Below are 17,061 nucleotides of genomic sequence, written 5' to 3'. Positions count from 1 at the left end.
CAAGCGTGTTTGAGAGGAGCGCTGATGACTTCGACCCTGTATAGCTCGATTGGTGAGCTGTGGTCGTTTGACCCCGAGCATGGCGCGGTTGATTCCGCGAAGCTCGCTACTTCGGCGGATGCCGGTGTTATCGCTGATGCCGCGCTGGTGGTTGAGGACGGCGTGATCGCGTGGACTGGTCCGGCCTCGGCAGCCCCTGACGCCGATGAGCGCGTTGATCTTGCCGGTGCCGCCGTGGTTCCAGGGTGGGTTGATTCTCATTCCCACATGGTTTTTGACGGCGACCGTTCCGCTGAGTTCGAGGCACGCATGGCCGGCCAGGCGTATGCGGCCGGCGGGATCGCAGTCACGACTGAGGCGACCCGTTCCGCATCCGAGGCTAAACTCGATGCGCTGGTTGCCGATCGTGTAGTGCAAGCGGCGGCCTTAGGTACCACGACGCTGGAGACCAAGACCGGCTACGGTTTGGACGTGGATTCAGAAGCGCTCGCCGCACGTGTCGCGGCCCGCCACGTTGAGGAAGTCACGTTCTTAGGTGCTCACCTGGTCCCGCCGGAATACGAGCATGACCGTGCCGCCTATGTCGATCTGGTGTGTGGTCCGATGCTGGATGCGGTTGCCGATCATGTTGGCTGGATCGATGTATTTTGTGAACAGGGTGCGTTCACTGTCGAGGAGTCGATGCGGGTTCTGCAAGCCGGGCAGGCGCGCGGGCTGGGGTTGCGTGTGCACGGTAACCAGATTGGGCATACGGGCGGTGCCGCTATGGCGGTTGAGCTCGGGGCGGCAAGCGTTGATCACCTGAACTTCTTGAGTAGTGAAGATATTGAGATGCTCGCCGCCTCCGATACGGTCGCGACGATCCTTCCGGCGTGCGATCTGTCCACGCGTGCACCGCTAGCGCCAGCGAGGGAGCTGCTCGATGCCGGCGCTACGGTCGCGATCGCATCGAACCTGAACCCTGGAACCTCCTATACGTCTTCGGTTCCGTTCTGCATCACCACCGCGGTGTTGCAGCAGCAGATGACCCTTGCCGAAGCGATCCGCGCGGCAACCCTCGGCGGGGCGGCAGCGTTGCGGCGCACCGACGTCGGGCATCTTAGCCGCAGCGCACCTGCGAATTTTGCCGTGCTCGATGCGCCCGCCGCGATCCATATGGCCTACCGGCCAGGCATGGTCGGTGTCCGCGCAACCGTGAAGAACGGCCGCATCATCGCCGGCGCACTCGACTAACCACCCTGGGCCCCTGTGGCTCACGTATTGACTGTGTAATTTCATGAAGGAGCACGCAGTGTCCCTACACCAGAATCCAGAGAACTCCTCCCCGTCCACCGTGGTGCTGAACCCGAGCGGTGTGAGCGCCGAGGACGTCATTGCGGTGGCGCGTCATGGCGCCCGAATTGAGCTGGGCCCGGAGGTTTTCCAGACGGTGGATGCGGTCCGCCAACACGTTGAGGACCTCGCGGCCTCCACGACCCCGGTCTACGGGGTTTCCACGGGTTTCGGTGCGCTTGCTGATACCTCGATCCCGCAGGAGCGCCGCACCCTGTTGCAGTCGAGCCTGATCCGTTCCCACGCGGCCGGTACCGGCCCGGAGGTTGAGCGGGAGGTTGTGCGTGCGCTCATGTTCTTGCGTGCCCGCACGCTCGCCACAGGCCGCACCGGTGTGCGGTTCGTGGTGCTTGAAAACCTCGTGGGGCTTCTCAACGCTGGCATCACACCCATCGTCCATGAGTACGGTTCGCTGGGTTGCTCAGGTGATCTCGCTCCGCTGGCTCACTGCGCGATCGTGTTGCTCGGTGAGGGGCGGGCCCGCGATGCCGAAGGCATTGAGCGTCCCGTGCCTGAACTGTTAGAGGAAGCCGGCATCGAGCCGCTGGAACTGGCAGAGAAGGAGGGGCTTGCGCTCATCAATGGCACCGACGGCATGCTCGGCATGTTGCTCATGGCGCTGGCTGATCTGCGTGAACTGGTCGATGTCGCGGATCTGACCACTGCGATGTCGATCCAGGCTCTGCGTGGCCGTGACACCGTGTTCGCACCACAGCTACACGAACCGTTGCGTCCGCATCCGGGGCAAGCGCGCTCGGCCGCTAACGTGTACCGCTGGCTCAAAGACTCCCCGATCGTTGCCGATGTCATGAAGGAAGGCTCCCGCGTCCAGGACGCGTACTCGTTGCGTTGCCACCCACAGGTTGCTGGTGCTGTGAGGGACACGATCTCTCACGCCTCAACCGTTGCTGAACGCGAGCTGGCCTCGGCTATCGACAACCCTGTCGTGTTGGAAGACGGGACCGTCACTTCGAACGGTAACTTCCACGGGGCGCCTGTCGCCTATGTTTTGGATTTCCTCGCGATCGCGGCGGCTGATCTGGCGTCGATCTCTGAACGCCGTAGCGACCGGATGCTCGATAAGTCCCGCAACTTCGGTTTGCCGCCGTTCCTCGCTGATGACCCGGGCGTGGACTCCGGTTTCATGATCGCCCAATACACCCAGGCAGGCCTGGTTGCAGAGATGAAGCGGCTGGCCTCCCCCGCCTCGGTTGATTCGATCCCGTCTTCTGCGATGCAAGAAGACCACGTCTCGCTGGGTTGGCATGCCGCACGGAAGCTCCGCACCTCGGTTGATGCGTTGCGTCGCGTCCTGGCGATCGAGCTCATGACGGCGGCCCGCGCAATCGAGTTGCGTGCCCCGCTCAAACCATCACCTGCCACGGCAGAGGTCATCGAAGCGTTCCGCGCGAGCGTGCCCGGCCCGGGCCCCGACCGTTTCCTCGCACCCGACATCGAAGCGGCAGTCGAGTTCCTCGCAACCCACCCGTGGCACAGCTAGGGAGAACAGCTAGGGATAGAGACAACTCGGCGCCTCAGCTAGCACAAACATAGCTGAGGCGCCGAATCGTTGATGAAGCCGGGCAACCCTGAGCGCCGGTAAGTTCCTAGCGCGAGGGCCCTTAGAGGTAGTCGCGGACGTCAGCTCCGCGGTAGAGAGCCTCGAACGTGGAGATCGTTTTCTCTTCGCCGTGGGTCAGCGCGAGCTGGTGGCCGGCCTCCCCCATCTCGGCGCGTTCGGCCGGTGAAAGGTCCAGGATGCTTGCGAGCTTAGCCGCGAGGTCTTGATCATCGCCTGGGGTGAAGAGGTAGCCGTTGACGCCGTCCTTGACCAGGTGCGGCAGGGCGAGCGCGTCCGCGAGCACCACAGGTCGGGACGCTGAGAGCGCCTCGAGCGTCACGAGCGATTGGAGCTCCGCTGTTCCCGGCTGGCAGAAGACATCCGCGCACAGGTACTCCTGACGCAGGGTTTCATCGTCAACGAATCCGAGGAAGTGGACGCGGTTCTCAATATCCAGCTCCTTAGCTAGCGCTTCGAGCTTGGGCCGCTGTTCACCTTCGCCTACGATCCGCACGTGGGGTTGCGGATGCTGCTTGAGGCGGGCCATCGCTCGCAGAAGAACATCGATGTTCTTCTCCACAGCAAGCCGGCCAGCGAACAACACTGTCTGATAGTCGCGTTGCGGTAGGGTCTCGTCCTTGCGCAGCTCATAGTGGGCCGAGTCGATGCCGTTGGAGAGCGGCAAGACGTGTTTGAGGCCAGCGTTCTCGCGCATCGCGCGGGCCGCGAGCGGGGTCGGTGTGGTGACCACGTCGGCTTTGCCCATGATCTTGCCCATGTCGCGCCACGAGTTACGGGAGACGATGTTGAGGAACCACTGCGGGAACGGGAGGAACGGTTCGAGGTTCTCCGGCATGAAGTGATTCGTTGCGATCAAACGGATGCCGCGTTTGGTGGCTTGCTTCTGGGCTGCGTGGCCGATCATGTAGTGGCACTGGATGTGCACCGCATCGGGCCTGATCTCATCCATGACCTGGCCCGCGATCTTATTGGCGGTCAACGGGGTCACAAGCCGGTAGGTTTCGTGTGTTGGCGCCTTATGCGAGGTGACACGGTGCACGGTGGCTTCCGGGCGATGCTCCACAAAGCTCGGGCCGCGGTCGCTACGTGCCGCAAGGACATGGACTTCATGGCCCCGCTTAGTCAGGTTGGATGCCAGCCGGTAGCAGAACACGGCCGCCCCATTGACGTCGGGCGGATACGTATCGCAAGCGATCAGGATTCTCAGGGGAGTTTCCCGGGTCTCCAACGCAGGCTCCATTTCTCTCGACGCCATCGGCTACAACCTCTAAATTCTATCGAACCTTCTATCGAACCTCGGTGCGCTCAGGGGCCACCGAATCAGGATGGTGCCGGGACAGCTGCAAGACCCCGATAATCGCGATCACGCCCGCGGCGATCATTCCCAGCGCAATGTACCACGGCAATCCAGGCATGAGCTCACCCAAAATGATGACCCCGATCAGCACGCCCACCATAGGATCGATCACGGTCAAACCTGCAACCACGAGTTCTGGCGGGCCGGATGCGTAGGCGTGCTGGTTGAAGTACTGCCCCATGATGCCCACGATCACGATCGCGATCATCGCACCCCACGGAACCTGCTTCCACCAGGTCATCTCCGGGTCCCAGTGCAGGAACGTCACCGCGATCGTGCGAACCAGGACCGCGGTGAAACCGAACAGGATGCCCGCCCCGACGATGTAGAAAATGGCGCCGCCTTTATGGCGCCTGTGAACCAGGGCCAGGATCGCGAGGATCAGGCTGCTGATGCCCAACAGGATGATGATCAGAACACGCTGATTACCGGTCACGAAGGTTTCGTGAGTCGCCTTGATCGCAAGCAGCACGAAACCGATCGCGCCGATCGTGCACACCGTGATCGCACGCCAGGTTGCACCGTTGATGCGGATCTTGCGGTCCCACGAGTTGATGATGGTCGTCAAAACCAGCGCCACCGCCCCCAACGGTTGAACCACCGTGAGCGGGGCGAGCGAGAGCGCAACGACGTTGAGGACCACGCCGGTGATCATCAAGAAAAGACCGATGAGCCACGTGCGGTTCTTCAGCATCTCCAGGATCTGCCGCCCGCTGACCTCACGGCCGTGCGCGTTGCGTACGGCCGCGGCTTGACGCTGCGTACCCAAGGCAAGAAACGCGGCCGATACGAGGGCCGCCGTGACAGCTAACCAGACCATGTTATGTGGTGTAGACATGCACTGGCAGGCCGGGGTTACCGGCCTGCCAGTGTTCACAGAGAATGTTCAAAGCGTGGATTCGAGACTGCTCTAAGCCCTACTTGGAGGCTTTAGCAGCCTTCTTCGCTTTCTTCTTCTTACGCTTCTTCGAGATGCCCAGGATCACGAGCAGAGCCGTAGCGATACCCGCGGCCGCGCCCAGGATCGGCATGACCTTCTCGCCAGCGGCACGGTTGGCCTCATACGAGTCACCACCGGTGCTGACCAGGCCGGTACGCTGAGCGACCGAGCCCACACGAGCCTTGACATCGGACTGGCGTCCCAGGGTGTCACGCAACTGAGCCAAGTGCTCACGGCGGCGGGACAAGCGGCGCTTCAACTCGCCCTCGGAAGGCTTCTCCGAATAGGTCTGCGAGTGATCCTCACGGGAGTTCGGGTTGGTCTGCTTCTTGGACGCTTCCTTCTTGCGCTTCTTCTCTTCTTCCTTTTCCTTTTGCTTCTGCTCAAACTCAGCGATGCTGAAGGCGGTTCCCTGCGAAAGCACACCCATGTCATAACGCAGGCGCGTTGCCGCGTTCTTAGGGATCTCGATCGCTTCAGGAACGATGTTCTTTGCGCGGGTCACACCCACGAGAACAAAGATCAAAGCCAAAATCAGGAAGAACGCAGAGACCAGCAAGGCGGAAACCCACAGTGGCATCACGGTTGCCAAGCCCGCGATCGCGGCGACAACCAGTGCGATCACCAGCAAGCCCAAAAGGCCCAAACCTGCGGCGAGCAGTGCAACAGCAACGCCCAAGGAAACGCCCTTGGCCTGGAGCTGACGCAGAGTCAACTGCACTTCGTCATTAATCTGTTTAGGGGCCAAACGCATCATCACAGATGCGGTCTGACGCAGGTTCTGCGGTTGAGGCAACTGCTCCTGCTGTGTCATGAAATCCGGTCTCCTAGCACACTCGGTACAAACCGGGTGCGAATCGCTTGTGGTTCCTGGTAGTGGTTCCTTGTACAAAACTACCACCGTTTACTCAGAAAGATGAGTTTCAGTTTCCTGCTCTCAAGCAGGTCTCAGTCATCTCTCTTTGGCGTGATATAAAGTGCGTGCTTCCTGGCAAGCCCGCCATAAATCCTCGGCAGAACGCTCCCACGAATAGTGGGCAGCACGCTCGCGGCTGAGGCCACTACGGGCCGCAAACTCATGCGTATTCTCAAGCGAACGAACAGCGGACGCAAAGCCCGCATCGTCATCCGCGTCAACAAAAAGCGCGGCGTCTGCACCTATCTCACGGAAGATCGGGGTATCAGCACACACCACGGGCGTGCCCAACCCCATCGCTTCAACCAGCGGGATCCCGAACCCTTCCGCCTTCGATAACGTGACCGAAGCCCGGGCACGCCGCAAAAGCTCGGCATACTCTTCCTCGCTCACCCCATCATGGAAAACAACCGAGGCCCCCGCAGGGATCAACGCTTCAAGCTCACGACGCCTATCCGGCCTGATCTTGGACAATAAACGCAACGTGTAGCCAGGCAAGTGAGCCATCCCCCGGATCAACGTCTCAACGTTCTTGTACTCCATGAACGAACCCATATAGACCAGCTCATTGGCTGCGCCTTCGGCCGGATCGCGGGGCTGACCCATCGGTGCTGAAGCGTTAGAGACAATCCGGATAGGTCTACGCGTGAGCTCATGCTTGAGCATCAGCGAAGCAGTCGTGTGAGAAACCGTAGCCACAACATCGGCGCGGTTCAGTAGAAACCTCTGCGGCCAATACGCCTTATGGAACAAACGCCACAACAGGCGCACCGGAGCCGGTAAGAAACCCGGCGGAGTAGGGTGCTGATAGTAAATCAAGTCATGCAGCGTGAGCACCAGCGGGAAGCGGCGCCCGAGCGAACCCATCGTCTGCATCGGGCTGAACACCACATCCGGGCGCAAACGATTCACTCGCAAGGACGTCAATGGTTCAAGCGGCGAGGTCGGCGAATTGATCACAACATAGGGCACCGCCGGTAGCATCGGCAGCTGAGCCTCATCCGAGATCAGCATCCGCACTTCATGGTTGCGAGCCAACGCCTCAATCAACGACGCGGTGAAACGCGAAATCCCATCGTGATGATCAGTGCGCGTATAACGCGCATCAACTACCAACTGCACGGACTCACTCCCCCGCGTACAGCTGCAACATGAAGCAGCTTCAACCTGGAACGGCTATGGCCTGGAAAAGAAAAACCCTGGAACAACTTTGGTTCCAGGGTTTCAGTTCAGCTCCCCCGACTGGATTCGAACCAGTAACCACTCGATTAACAGTCGAGTGCTCTGCCGTTGAGCTACGAGGGATCAACAACAGAAGAAGACTTTACCAGGGGTTTACAGGGAAGGCAAAACCGCCTGATACGTTGCCGATTTAGAGCGCGCCCGACTGATATTTGCGGCGTTCCATCTCCAACTCCAGAAGCTGTCGATGCAGCTGCTCGACCCGCTCGGGGTTATCCGAAGCAACCCGTTGCAGTTCTGCAGCAAGATCAGCTTTCTGCCGGTTGACCTGCATCGCGAGCAAACGGTTCACGATCCCCTTGCAATAGCGCCGCAGCTCGTCTTCGTTTGAGGCAGGCAACGGCGCGACCGCCATCTGCGACACCAAGGCGGCCAAGGGTTCCGGGACCTGCTCACGGATCGTCTCAACCCACACCGCCGTTGAAACCTGCATGCTTGCAGCCACCACAATCGCGTCCTTGATCGCCGCGTGCGCCGGAGTCAAGAACCGTGTCTCAAAAAACTTAGACCACGCATCCGCATCGATCAGGTGCGGATTCTGGATCACAACCTCAAGCGCATCCCACTCGATCTTGGTTGCCGGATCCGATATGTTCACGCCCGCCGGTGCAGAAGGACTCCCAGGCTCGCCCGAGAAACCATGCGGCGACCCGTTCACATGAGGCTGCATTCCGCGCCCGCCGCTGCCCCGCTGCGCTGAAACCTGCTGATACGGACCCTGCCCACCGGGGCCGTGCTGGCCGCCCCGTCCGGCCTGGGCCACAGCACGCCGGACCTCAGCAACCTCCATGCCAAGCCAACCGGCAACCTCACGGATGTAAGCAGGCCGCATCGCAGAATCCCGCATCGAGGCGATAATCGGCGCCGCGGCACGCATCGCCGAAACCCGGCCCTCAACAGTTCCTAGATTGTGTCGTTTCAGCTCCGCCTTGAGCGCGAACTCGAACAACGGCGTCTTGTGCTCCAGGACCTCACGCAGCGCCTCATCCCCGCGCTTTTGCCGCACATCGCACGGATCCATGCCATCCGGGCCCACCGCGATGAACGTCTGGGCGACGAAACGCTGATCCTCACGGAACGCACGCAACGCCGCCTTCTGGCCCGCTTCATCGCCATCGAAGGTGAAGACGACCTCGCCACCGGAGCCGAAGTCCGAAAGCAAGCGCCGCGCAACCTTGATGTGGTCCGCGCCAAAGGCTGTGCCGCACGTGGCAACCGCGGTCGTGACCCCCGCCAGGTGGCACGCCATAACATCCGTATAGCCCTCAACCACCACGAGCTGCTTCTTCTTAGCGATCTCCCGGCGTGCCAAATCCACGCCATAGAGAACCTGCGACTTCTTATAGATCGCAGTCTCCGGGGTGTTGAGATACTTCGGCCCCGGATCATCCTCATAGAGTTTGCGGGCACCGAAACCGATCGTCGCGCCGGTCAGGTCACGGATCGGCCAGATCAACCGTCCCCGGAACCGGTCATAAATACCGCGCTGACCTTCAGAGAACAAGCCGGTCTCTTTGAGCTCATCCTCCGTGAAGCCACGGTTGCGCATCAACCGCAACAAGTTATCCCACCCCTGCGGGGCGTACCCCACACCGAACTGCTCAGCATGTTCAGCGCTGAAACCGCGGCTCGTGAGTTCCTCCCGCGCCGTCTGGGCCTCCGGGGTCTGCAACTGCTTGCGGAAAAACTCCTCCGCAACCTTGTGGGCATCCAAAAGACGCTGCCGGCGCCCCACCTGCTCCTTGCTAGGCCCCGAACCGCCGTCCTCATAATGCAGCGTGACACCCACACGGCCAGCCAAATACTCGACCGTCTCAGCAAACGACGTCGAATTCATCTGCATCAAAAACGCGATGACATCCCCGGACTCGCCACAACCGAAACAGTGGAAGGAACCCATCTGGGGGCGCACATGAAACGACGGCGTGCGCTCATCATGGAACGGACACAAACCCTTATACGAACCGATACCAGCGGATTTCAGTGAGACATATTCCTGGACGATCTCTTTAATATCAGTGCGTTCACGGACCTCATCGATATCCGCACGCTTAATCAGCCCTGCCATGATGCCACCATTCTAGGGCTTCCCCTCGGATGGCTTCTCCTCGGGTGTTTGCCCCTGAGGTGATCGCCCTTCAGGCGCTTTCCCCTCAGGCATAGAGACCGGGACGAAGAAATCATGCGTGCCCACCGCGGGCGGGAACTGCCCGCCACGCACCAACGTGAGATACCACTCAAGCGCTGAGGAATCCGTCAGCGATGCGACCTGATCGATCACCGCGCGGACCCGTGCGGCATCATCGACCGCCATGATGTAATCCTCACGGAAGATCGGATCCAGGTATTCACCTTCAGTCTTCAACAGCAGCTCAACCAGCTCACTAAGAACCTCAGCTTGGCGGCTATAGATCGGCTGACGCTCATCGACCGTCATGACATACGCGGTAGCCATGCCTTTCATGACAGCGATCTCAACCTCGGTTTCACGCGGAACCACAAGGCTCGCAGCATAACGGGTCAACGGGTCCGTCCCGTACCGCTGTTGCGTGGCCTTGAGCGCTGCAGAACAGAAACGGCCAATGAACTGGCTCGTCATATCCTTCAACGCAGCCAGCGAACGGCGGCCGCCATCGACCACCGGAACCCACTCTTCAGAACGCTCCAAACGCTTCAGCGCCTCATCGATCTCATCCTCAGGCGTCTGCGGGAGATACCAACGCCGCGTGTAATCGATCACCCGCGCCCGCCGTGCCTTCTCCTGAACCCACCGCAACTGAAAACGATGCGCGTTCACCGCGTCCTCAACATCGTGCACCGAATACGCGACGTCATCGGCCAAATCCATAACTTGGGCCTCAAGCGGGGTCGCTGAATCCTCGCGGCCATCACGAACCCACCGGTACACCGGCTCATCATCGGCATACACGCCGAACTTACGGGTGGGACGGCCCTCACGCGTCAGCGGAGCCTCTTGCCGCGTCCACGGATACTTGATCGTCGCATCCAGGGTCGCCCGCGTCAGGTTCAAACCAGCCGAGGCGCCATTGGCGCGAAACGTCTTAGTCTCCAACCGGGTCAACAACCGCAAGGTCTGGGCGTTACCTTCAAAACCGCCGCACGCATCAGCCAGTTGGTCCAGGACCTTCTCCCCGTTGTGACCAAACGGCGGATGCCCCAAATCATGCGACAAACACGCGGTATCCACGACGTTGGGGTCACAGCCTAACGCGGCGCCGAGTTCGCGGCCCACCTGCGCGACCTCAAGCGAATGCGTCAAACGGGTACGCACAAAGTCATCAGAAAACGGCGCAACAACCTGGGTTTTGGCACCCAGCCGGCGTAGCGCCGAGGAATGCAGAACACGGGCACGGTCGCGTTCAAACGCCGAACGGTAGGCCTTCTTAGGCGGCTCGGGAACCCAACGCTCCATATCGTGGGTCTCATAACCGGCGATGGAGGCGAGCGCTTCACCTGCAACGCCCACATGCGAACGTGGATGCACCGAATTCTGTTCTTGCTTTGAACGCTGCTCAGCCACCGGAAATATCCAATTCAGCGTGGGAAATCATGGCCTTATGCTCATCGTTGAGGTAGCGGGAATCCAGCCAGTTCTGCGGCAGGTGCGGCCGTTTAGGGCTGCCAGCTCTCCCGCGTGTTCCTTCCGCGGCTCTCCCCGGATAAGGCGCGTCCCAATCCAGCTTGGCGAGTAGATCGTCCAACTCATCGAGTGCCGAAACCCTCGCAAGCCCAGAACGGACTTCCCCTCCGACCTCATAGCCTTTGAAATACCACGCGACATGCTTGCGCAGATCCTGCAAGCCACGGAACTCATCCTCGAAATGCTCGATGAGCAGGTCAGCATGGCGGCGGAACACACCGGCCACATCGCCCAGTGTTGGCCTGTAGCGCACCGGCGAACCGTTCAAAGCGGCCTCAAGATCACCGAAAAGCCACGGCTTGCCCTGAACGCCGCGGCCGATCTGGACGCCGTCAACCCCGGTTTGCTCAACCATCTCCACGGCGTCTTCGGCACTGAAAATATCGCCGTTACCGATCACCGGGATGTCAGGGAGCGCCTCGCGGAAACGCGCAAGCGCCTTCCAGTCCGCGTGCCCCGAATAATGCTGGTTCATGGTGCGGGCATGCAGTGCGATCGCGTCCACACCCACATCGCGGGCCATCTTGCCCGTCTCGATATAGGTCAAGTGATCGTCATCGATGCCTTTGCGCACCTTGACCGTCAGCGGAACGTTGCCCGCGTGCGCTTCCTCTACTGCGCCTGTGAGCAGACGCTGGAACAGATCGATCTTCCACGGCAAGGCAGAACCTCCGCCTTTACGCGTGACTTTGGGTGCCGGGCAACCAAAGTTGAGGTCGATGTGGTCGGCGCGCCCCTCCTCAACCAACATACGGACCGCCGCGCGCACCGTATTAGGCTCCACACCATACAGCTGAACCGAACGGACCCGTTCAGCCGGATGATGCTTGATGATGCGCATCGACTCCCGGGTACGTTCAACCAAGGCGCGCGAGGTCACCATCTCGCACACAAACAAGCCATCACCGTATTCAGCGCACAAACGGCGGAACGCCGAGTTCGTGATCCCCGCCATCGGCGAAAGCACCACTGGCGAGGCGAACCTGAGGTCCCGAAGACGCAACTCAGGCAACGTGAGCTTGACCGGATGATCAGTCTCACCGGTGCTCAACGAGGCGATAGGGCTTGCAATAGTCACGATTCTATGGTGCCACGACCCTCCGTCAGCCGGCCACGCAAACCGCCACCGCGCCGCACATCGGCCCGCCGTGTTGGCTCGGTGCCTTGGAGCGAGGCTTTGACCACGATCACACCGATCAGCGTTGTCACCGGGATCGCGATGACCAGTCCGATTGAAGCCACGAGTGTTCGCACGACCTCTTCGGCGAGGTGACCGGTGGTGAGGAACTTCAGCATCGAATAGTCATACAGGCTCATCATGAGCAGGGTCGCGATCGCCCCGCCCGCGTAGGCGAACACGATTGTGTACACAGTGGATGCGATGTGGTCGCGGCCGATGCGCATCGCGGACCTGAATAGCTCCCGCACTGTGGCATCCGGTTTAGCGTCGGCAAGCTCCCACACGGCCGAAGCCTGGGTGATCGTCACGTCATTGAGCACGCCAAGGCCAGCGATGAACAAGCCGCACAACACGATGCCTGATAAAGAAACGTTTGGAACTACCTGATTCAGCGTATAGGTGGAGTCCTCCCCCTGGCCTAACAGGGATGCGCTGTCGGTGGCCCACACCGCGATGCCGGCGGTCACGAAAAGCCCCACGATAGTACCGAGCAACGCTGTTGTAGTTCGAGCTGAGAGCCCGTGGGCGAAATACAAGACCACGAACATGATCGCGATCGCGCCCACCAGCCCGACCCATAAAGCGGGCTTACCCGCGAGCAGGGCCGGGAACATGAACCAACCGAAAATCAGGAATGAGAACGCGAGCCCGATCAGTGCACGGAAACCACGCCAGCCAGCAACCACGATCACCAACAGCGCGTACACGATCGAGAGCAACGCGACAGGAAAATCACGGTTGTAGTCGATGAACGTCGCAGTCGTTTCCGCACCGGCTTCCGCACCGGATTCAGCGCCCGGCTCCACGCCTGCTTCTCCACCCGGTTCCGCGCCAGCGTTGCCCTCGCCTGCGTTTCCCTCACCAGCGGAGGTGTTGATGAGCATGACCCGCAGCTTGTCCCCGACCTCAGGCGGGTCGTGATTCTCAACCTCTGGTGGGATCTGCACCGGAACCAGCTGATCCGTTTCCGGGTCTGTGACGTATGGGACTCGACACGTCGCATCCGACTCGATCTCGACCTGGCCGGCGTGGGTTTCTGTGGCTGCGCAACTGCCCTCGGAATCGACCTTGTCCACCGGCAACGTCACGATGCTGACGCCTGGAGCCGCAGAATACGGTTGCCCCAAAGACTCAGGGCGGTCATTCGGGCTCGGCCACAACCACACAAGGCCGGCGATCGTGAGCAATGCGAGCGGAATCAGGATCGAGGTCAGAACGATCGTTGCACGGCGCCGCAAACGCGGATCAGCGATCGGCGCATCATGGCTATGCCCGTGCACCTCAAGAGGGGCATGGTTCTCAGCACGATGCGGGCTACCTTCAGCCTGATGCGGGCTGCGGTGACGCCCGCCAGCACCACCCTGGTGACGTGCTCTACGCATCCGTGGCAACGATGTGAGTCGTCGTGACGATCGTGGCCAGACCCTTCGGGCCAAGCTCATCGATCACACGGCCCAACGGGACCATCGCGGTATCCACCTCAAGCTGGACCGGGTACTGATGCACCAGCATCGCCAAGAGGTCGCGGCACGCTTGGGATGCCCGAGCCTCATCAAGCTCAGGGTTCCACCCCAGAAGCACCTCGGTCGGAGCATCCGGGCGGGCCGGCTCATACGAGACCGCGAACGCGAGAATCGGCGCACCCTCACCCATCGCACGGTCACGAACCACAACGGCGCCCTTCGCGCCGGTGTGAGGCCCCAACAACATGGTCTGTGTGAGCCCGACCGTCATCGTTGAAGGATCCCATTCATGTGTGGCGTTATAGAACTCGGCGACAGTGGTTGAAAGCTCAACCGAACCGGTCGCCGCCTCTTCAAGCACAAGCCCGTCTTCAGCGAACTCCGGCAAAGGCAACGCGGACGGCTCAACGACCACCAGCATCGACTTATTGACCAGCCCGAAGCCCTCAGCTGCGAGAAATCCAGCCGCACCATCGGCATCCGGGTTCTCCCCCGCATCGGCCGATGTGTAACGCGACTTCAACTGAGCCCCCGCTGGAAGCTCCGCTTTCAAAAGCGCAAGCAGCTGATGCCCGATCCCCTGCCGACGTTCAGCCGAAGCCACCTCAACATAGAACCAATACCGTTGCGGGTGCAGGCTCGAGGAATACACCACGCCAGCCGCGATCGGGACGCCATCCAGTTCAGCGACAATGCAGCGAGCGAACGGCTCATCGCTCGAGGGCCGCAACATGGCTCGGTCTTCGTGCGCCTGCGGGGTGCGGGGCCCACCCCACACTTCAAGCAGACGCAGATCGTCACCTTCCGCCCACGGGCGAAACGTTAGGCCCTCAAGCTCAGCCGCACTCATACAGCTCCCATCAGTTGGGTTGCCAGGTAGGCAGGCAACTCATCGATCGCGACGCGTTCTTGCTGCATCGTGTCACGCTCGCGCACGGTCACTGCGTTGTCATCAAGCGAATCGAAGTCCACCGTGATGCAGAACGGCGTACCGATCTCGTCCTGGCGGCGGTAACGGCGGCCAATAGCGCCCGCGTCATCGAAGTCAACGTTCCACTGCGCACCGAGCTTGCGAGCCAGCTCACGCGCCAGCGGGGACAGCTTCTCGTTACGTGAAAGCGGTAGAACCGCGGCCTTCACGGGCGCCAGGCGACGGTCAAGTTTCAACACGGTGCGCACATCGGTTCCGCCCTTCGTGTTCGGCGCCTCGTCCTCATGATAGGCATCAACCAGGAACGCCATCATCGAACGGGTCAAACCGAAGGACGGCTCAACTACGTACGGCACGTAACGCTCGCCCTTGGCCTGATCGAAGTATGACAAGTCCGTCTTGGAGTGTTCGATGTGCTGCTTGAGGTCGTAATCGGTGCGGTTGGCGATACCCATAAGCTCGCCCCACTCCGAACCCTGGAAACCGAAACGGTATTCGAGGTCGATCGTGCGCTCAGAATAGTGGGCGCGCTCATCTGCAGGGACATCGAACTTACGCAGGTTATCCGGGTCAACACCGAGCTCAACGAACCAGTTCCAGCAGTCCTCAACCCACTCATCGAACAGTTCAGAAGTCTGCTCAGGCGGGGTGAAGTATTCGATCTCCATCTGTTCGAACTCGCGGGTACGGAAGATGAAGTTACCCGGGGTGATCTCGTTGCGGAACGCCTTACCGATCTGGCCGATACCGAACGGTGGTTTACGGCGCGCCGAGTTCACGACGTTGAGGAAGTTCACGAAAATACCTTGGGCGGTCTCCGGACGCAGGTAGTGCAGGCCCGATTCGTCATCGACGGCGCCAAGGTAGGTCTTCATGAGCCCCGAGAACTGTTGTGGCTCGGTCCACTTGCCGCGGTTACCGCAGTCAGGGCACACGATCTCCGCCAGACCTTCTTCCGGCATGCGGCCCTTCTTAGCCTCGTATGCCTCAAGCAGGTGGTCTTCGCGGTGGCGGCGGTGGCACGAGAGGCATTCCACGAGCGGGTCAGTGAAGGTCTCTACGTGACCGGAAGCCTGCCAGATGGGGGTCGGGATAATGATCGAAGAGTCCAGGCCCACCATGTCCGAACGGGAACGCACAAACGTGTTCCACCACTGGCGTTTGATGTTCTCCTTGAGTTCCACACCTAGCGGACCGTAGTCCCAGGCAGAGCGGGAACCGCCATAGATTTCACCTGCCTGGAAAACGAAACCACGCCGTTTAGCGAGTGAAATGACCTTATCCAGCTTGGACGCTGCTGCCATGTTGAGTGAACTCCATCGGTTGATACGGGCCGCCGGCTGCGGTCCGTTATGGTCTGCCGTCAATCCTAACGGTTGAGCTGATTTTTGGCCCGTTTTGAACCTTGCTAGCCCAAATATGTGCCCACCGCGAAATCCTCGCCCAGCTCAGAAACGCTCCGGGCGCGCGTGCACGGATCCGCGGCGCGTGAGAACCTTGGAGCATGAGTTCGGTAGAGATCATTGACGTGCCCGTACGCACCGCAGGCATCCGTTTGGGCCAGTTTCTGAAACTAGCCAACGTGGTTGAAGACGGTGTGCAGGCACGCGAAGAGATCGCTGAGGGTAGTGCAACCGTCAACGGCGAGGTCGAGACCCGCCGAGGCCGGCAACTAGATTTCGACGACGTGGTCGGCTTCCACGACTACGTGCTGCGTGTGGCGCGCGGAGACGAAGCCTAGCCGCAGCGGCCAGTCTCGGGCGGCCAGGCCTGGCGCCTATACCTGGGCGCCGAGCACTTTAGCGGTCAGGAACTCGCCGATGTGGCGGATCTCTGCTTGCCCCACTCCGTGGCCGATGCCTTGGTAGTTGACCTTGGTGAGGTCCGTGTTCGCTCGCGCCCACGCGTTCGTCGGTTCGATGAACCGCTCCGGGATCACCGGGTCTTCCGGATCGCGTCCCCAGAACATCGGCAGCTTCTCTTCGCGTGCGGCCAGCTCTTGGTCTTTGAAGAAGTCCGCACCGGTTTCATCCTTGAACTGTTCCAGCGTGAAACCGGACAAGCCCACGAGCGCGTCCACCGCGGAAGGATCACGGCGGGCCACCGCGGTCGCCATCGCCATACCTTGAGAGAAACCCAGTAGCGTGACCGATTCGTGGTGCTTCTTCCGTTCAGCGACCCAGTGTGTCAGGTCCTCCACGACTTGGCTGTAATCAGCCGAGTTGAACTCCAGGTCCTGGCTTGAAAGCGGGAACCACGCGTAGCCGCCAAAACCCAGTGCAAGCGGTGCTCGCACTGACATCACAGCGAACTGGCCCGGAAGCATGCTCGCAATAGGTAGAAGGTCGCGTTCATCCGCGCCAAAACCATGCAAGAAAGCCAAGAGCGGCGCAGACTCATTCACGCCCTCCGGCACATGTTCAACTACAAACGGTTCCCACTTTTCACTCATATAAC

At 60.7% G+C, this 17,061-nt stretch carries 14 protein-coding genes and 1 tRNA gene; 3 read left to right on the top strand and 12 right to left on the bottom strand.

Annotated features, from left to right (window positions below):
- The first annotated feature begins 24 nt into the window (after positions 1-24).
- Positions 25-1,233, top strand: a complete 1,209-nt coding sequence (hutI, locus tag HMPREF3175_RS03520; RefSeq protein WP_083289375.1) for an imidazolonepropionase — start codon at positions 25-27, stop codon at positions 1,231-1,233.
- Positions 1,234-1,276: 43 nt separating this feature from the next.
- On the top strand, positions 1,277-2,833 hold the full coding sequence (gene hutH, locus HMPREF3175_RS03515) for a histidine ammonia-lyase (protein ID WP_070490701.1): 1,557 nt from the start codon (positions 1,277-1,279) through the stop codon (positions 2,831-2,833).
- A 121-nt stretch (positions 2,834-2,954) separates the two neighbouring features.
- On the opposite strand, the gene HMPREF3175_RS03510 is transcribed toward hutH, so the two are convergent.
- From HMPREF3175_RS03510 to HMPREF3175_RS03460, 11 genes are all read right to left on the bottom strand, one after another.
- On the bottom strand, positions 2,955-4,169 hold the full coding sequence (locus HMPREF3175_RS03510) for a glycosyltransferase (protein ID WP_070490700.1): 1,215 nt from the start codon (positions 4,167-4,169) through the stop codon (positions 2,955-2,957).
- Between the two features lie 31 nt (positions 4,170-4,200).
- Positions 4,201-5,091, bottom strand: a complete 891-nt coding sequence (locus HMPREF3175_RS03505; protein ID WP_070490699.1) for a DMT family transporter — start codon at positions 5,089-5,091, stop codon at positions 4,201-4,203.
- A gap of 97 nt (positions 5,092-5,188) precedes the next feature.
- Complete coding sequence (locus tag HMPREF3175_RS03500; protein ID WP_070490698.1) at positions 5,189-6,025, bottom strand: phage holin family protein; 837 nt, start codon at positions 6,023-6,025, stop codon at positions 5,189-5,191.
- A gap of 138 nt (positions 6,026-6,163) precedes the next feature.
- Entirely contained in the window at positions 6,164-7,249 is a 1,086-nt protein-coding gene (locus HMPREF3175_RS03495) for a glycosyltransferase family 4 protein (RefSeq protein ID WP_070490697.1), read from the bottom strand.
- A gap of 111 nt (positions 7,250-7,360) precedes the next feature.
- Positions 7,361-7,432, bottom strand: a tRNA-Asn gene (locus HMPREF3175_RS03490).
- Between the two features lie 67 nt (positions 7,433-7,499).
- Positions 7,500-9,437 carry a DNA primase gene (gene dnaG / locus HMPREF3175_RS03485; protein ID WP_070490696.1) on the bottom strand — a complete coding sequence of 646 codons (1,938 nt, stop codon included), beginning with the start codon at positions 9,435-9,437 and terminating at the stop codon, positions 7,500-7,502.
- 12 nt (positions 9,438-9,449) lie between these two features.
- On the bottom strand, positions 9,450-10,910 hold the full coding sequence (locus HMPREF3175_RS03480; RefSeq protein WP_370977531.1) for a deoxyguanosinetriphosphate triphosphohydrolase: 1,461 nt from the start codon (positions 10,908-10,910) through the stop codon (positions 9,450-9,452).
- Positions 10,903-12,081 carry a tRNA dihydrouridine synthase DusB gene (dusB, locus tag HMPREF3175_RS03475; protein ID WP_070490749.1) on the bottom strand — a complete coding sequence of 393 codons (1,179 nt, stop codon included), beginning with the start codon at positions 12,079-12,081 and terminating at the stop codon, positions 10,903-10,905. The genes HMPREF3175_RS03480 and dusB overlap by 8 nt, the downstream gene beginning before the upstream one ends.
- A 23-nt stretch (positions 12,082-12,104) precedes the next feature.
- Positions 12,105-13,592: a YibE/F family protein gene (locus HMPREF3175_RS03470; protein WP_256174152.1), complete on the bottom strand. Its 1,488-nt coding sequence runs from the start codon at positions 13,590-13,592 to the stop codon at positions 12,105-12,107.
- On the bottom strand, positions 13,585-14,523 hold the full coding sequence (locus HMPREF3175_RS03465) for a GNAT family N-acetyltransferase (RefSeq protein ID WP_070490694.1): 939 nt from the start codon (positions 14,521-14,523) through the stop codon (positions 13,585-13,587). The genes HMPREF3175_RS03470 and HMPREF3175_RS03465 overlap by 8 nt, the downstream gene beginning before the upstream one ends.
- On the bottom strand, positions 14,520-15,908 hold the full coding sequence (locus tag HMPREF3175_RS03460) for a glycine--tRNA ligase (RefSeq protein ID WP_070490693.1): 1,389 nt from the start codon (positions 15,906-15,908) through the stop codon (positions 14,520-14,522). The genes HMPREF3175_RS03465 and HMPREF3175_RS03460 overlap by 4 nt, the downstream gene beginning before the upstream one ends.
- 200 nt (positions 15,909-16,108) lie before the next feature.
- Between HMPREF3175_RS03460 and HMPREF3175_RS03455 the strand changes: the two genes are divergently transcribed.
- Complete coding sequence (locus tag HMPREF3175_RS03455) at positions 16,109-16,345, top strand: RNA-binding S4 domain-containing protein (RefSeq protein WP_070490692.1); 237 nt, start codon at positions 16,109-16,111, stop codon at positions 16,343-16,345.
- A 36-nt stretch (positions 16,346-16,381) separates the two neighbouring features.
- On the opposite strand, the gene HMPREF3175_RS03450 is transcribed toward HMPREF3175_RS03455, so the two are convergent.
- The gene (locus HMPREF3175_RS03450; protein WP_070490691.1) at positions 16,382-17,056 is read right to left on the bottom strand and encodes an alpha/beta hydrolase; all 675 of its coding nucleotides are present in this window, start codon (positions 17,054-17,056) and stop codon (positions 16,382-16,384) included.
- Positions 17,057-17,061 lie beyond the last annotated feature (5 nt).

It is taken from the genome of Arthrobacter sp. HMSC08H08, from assembly GCF_001807575.1.
GTDB classification, from domain to species: domain Bacteria; phylum Actinomycetota; class Actinomycetes; order Actinomycetales; family Micrococcaceae; genus Pseudoglutamicibacter; species Pseudoglutamicibacter albus.
Note: the sequence above shows the minus strand (reverse complement) of the source record. Positions and strands in the feature narration are given on the sequence as shown.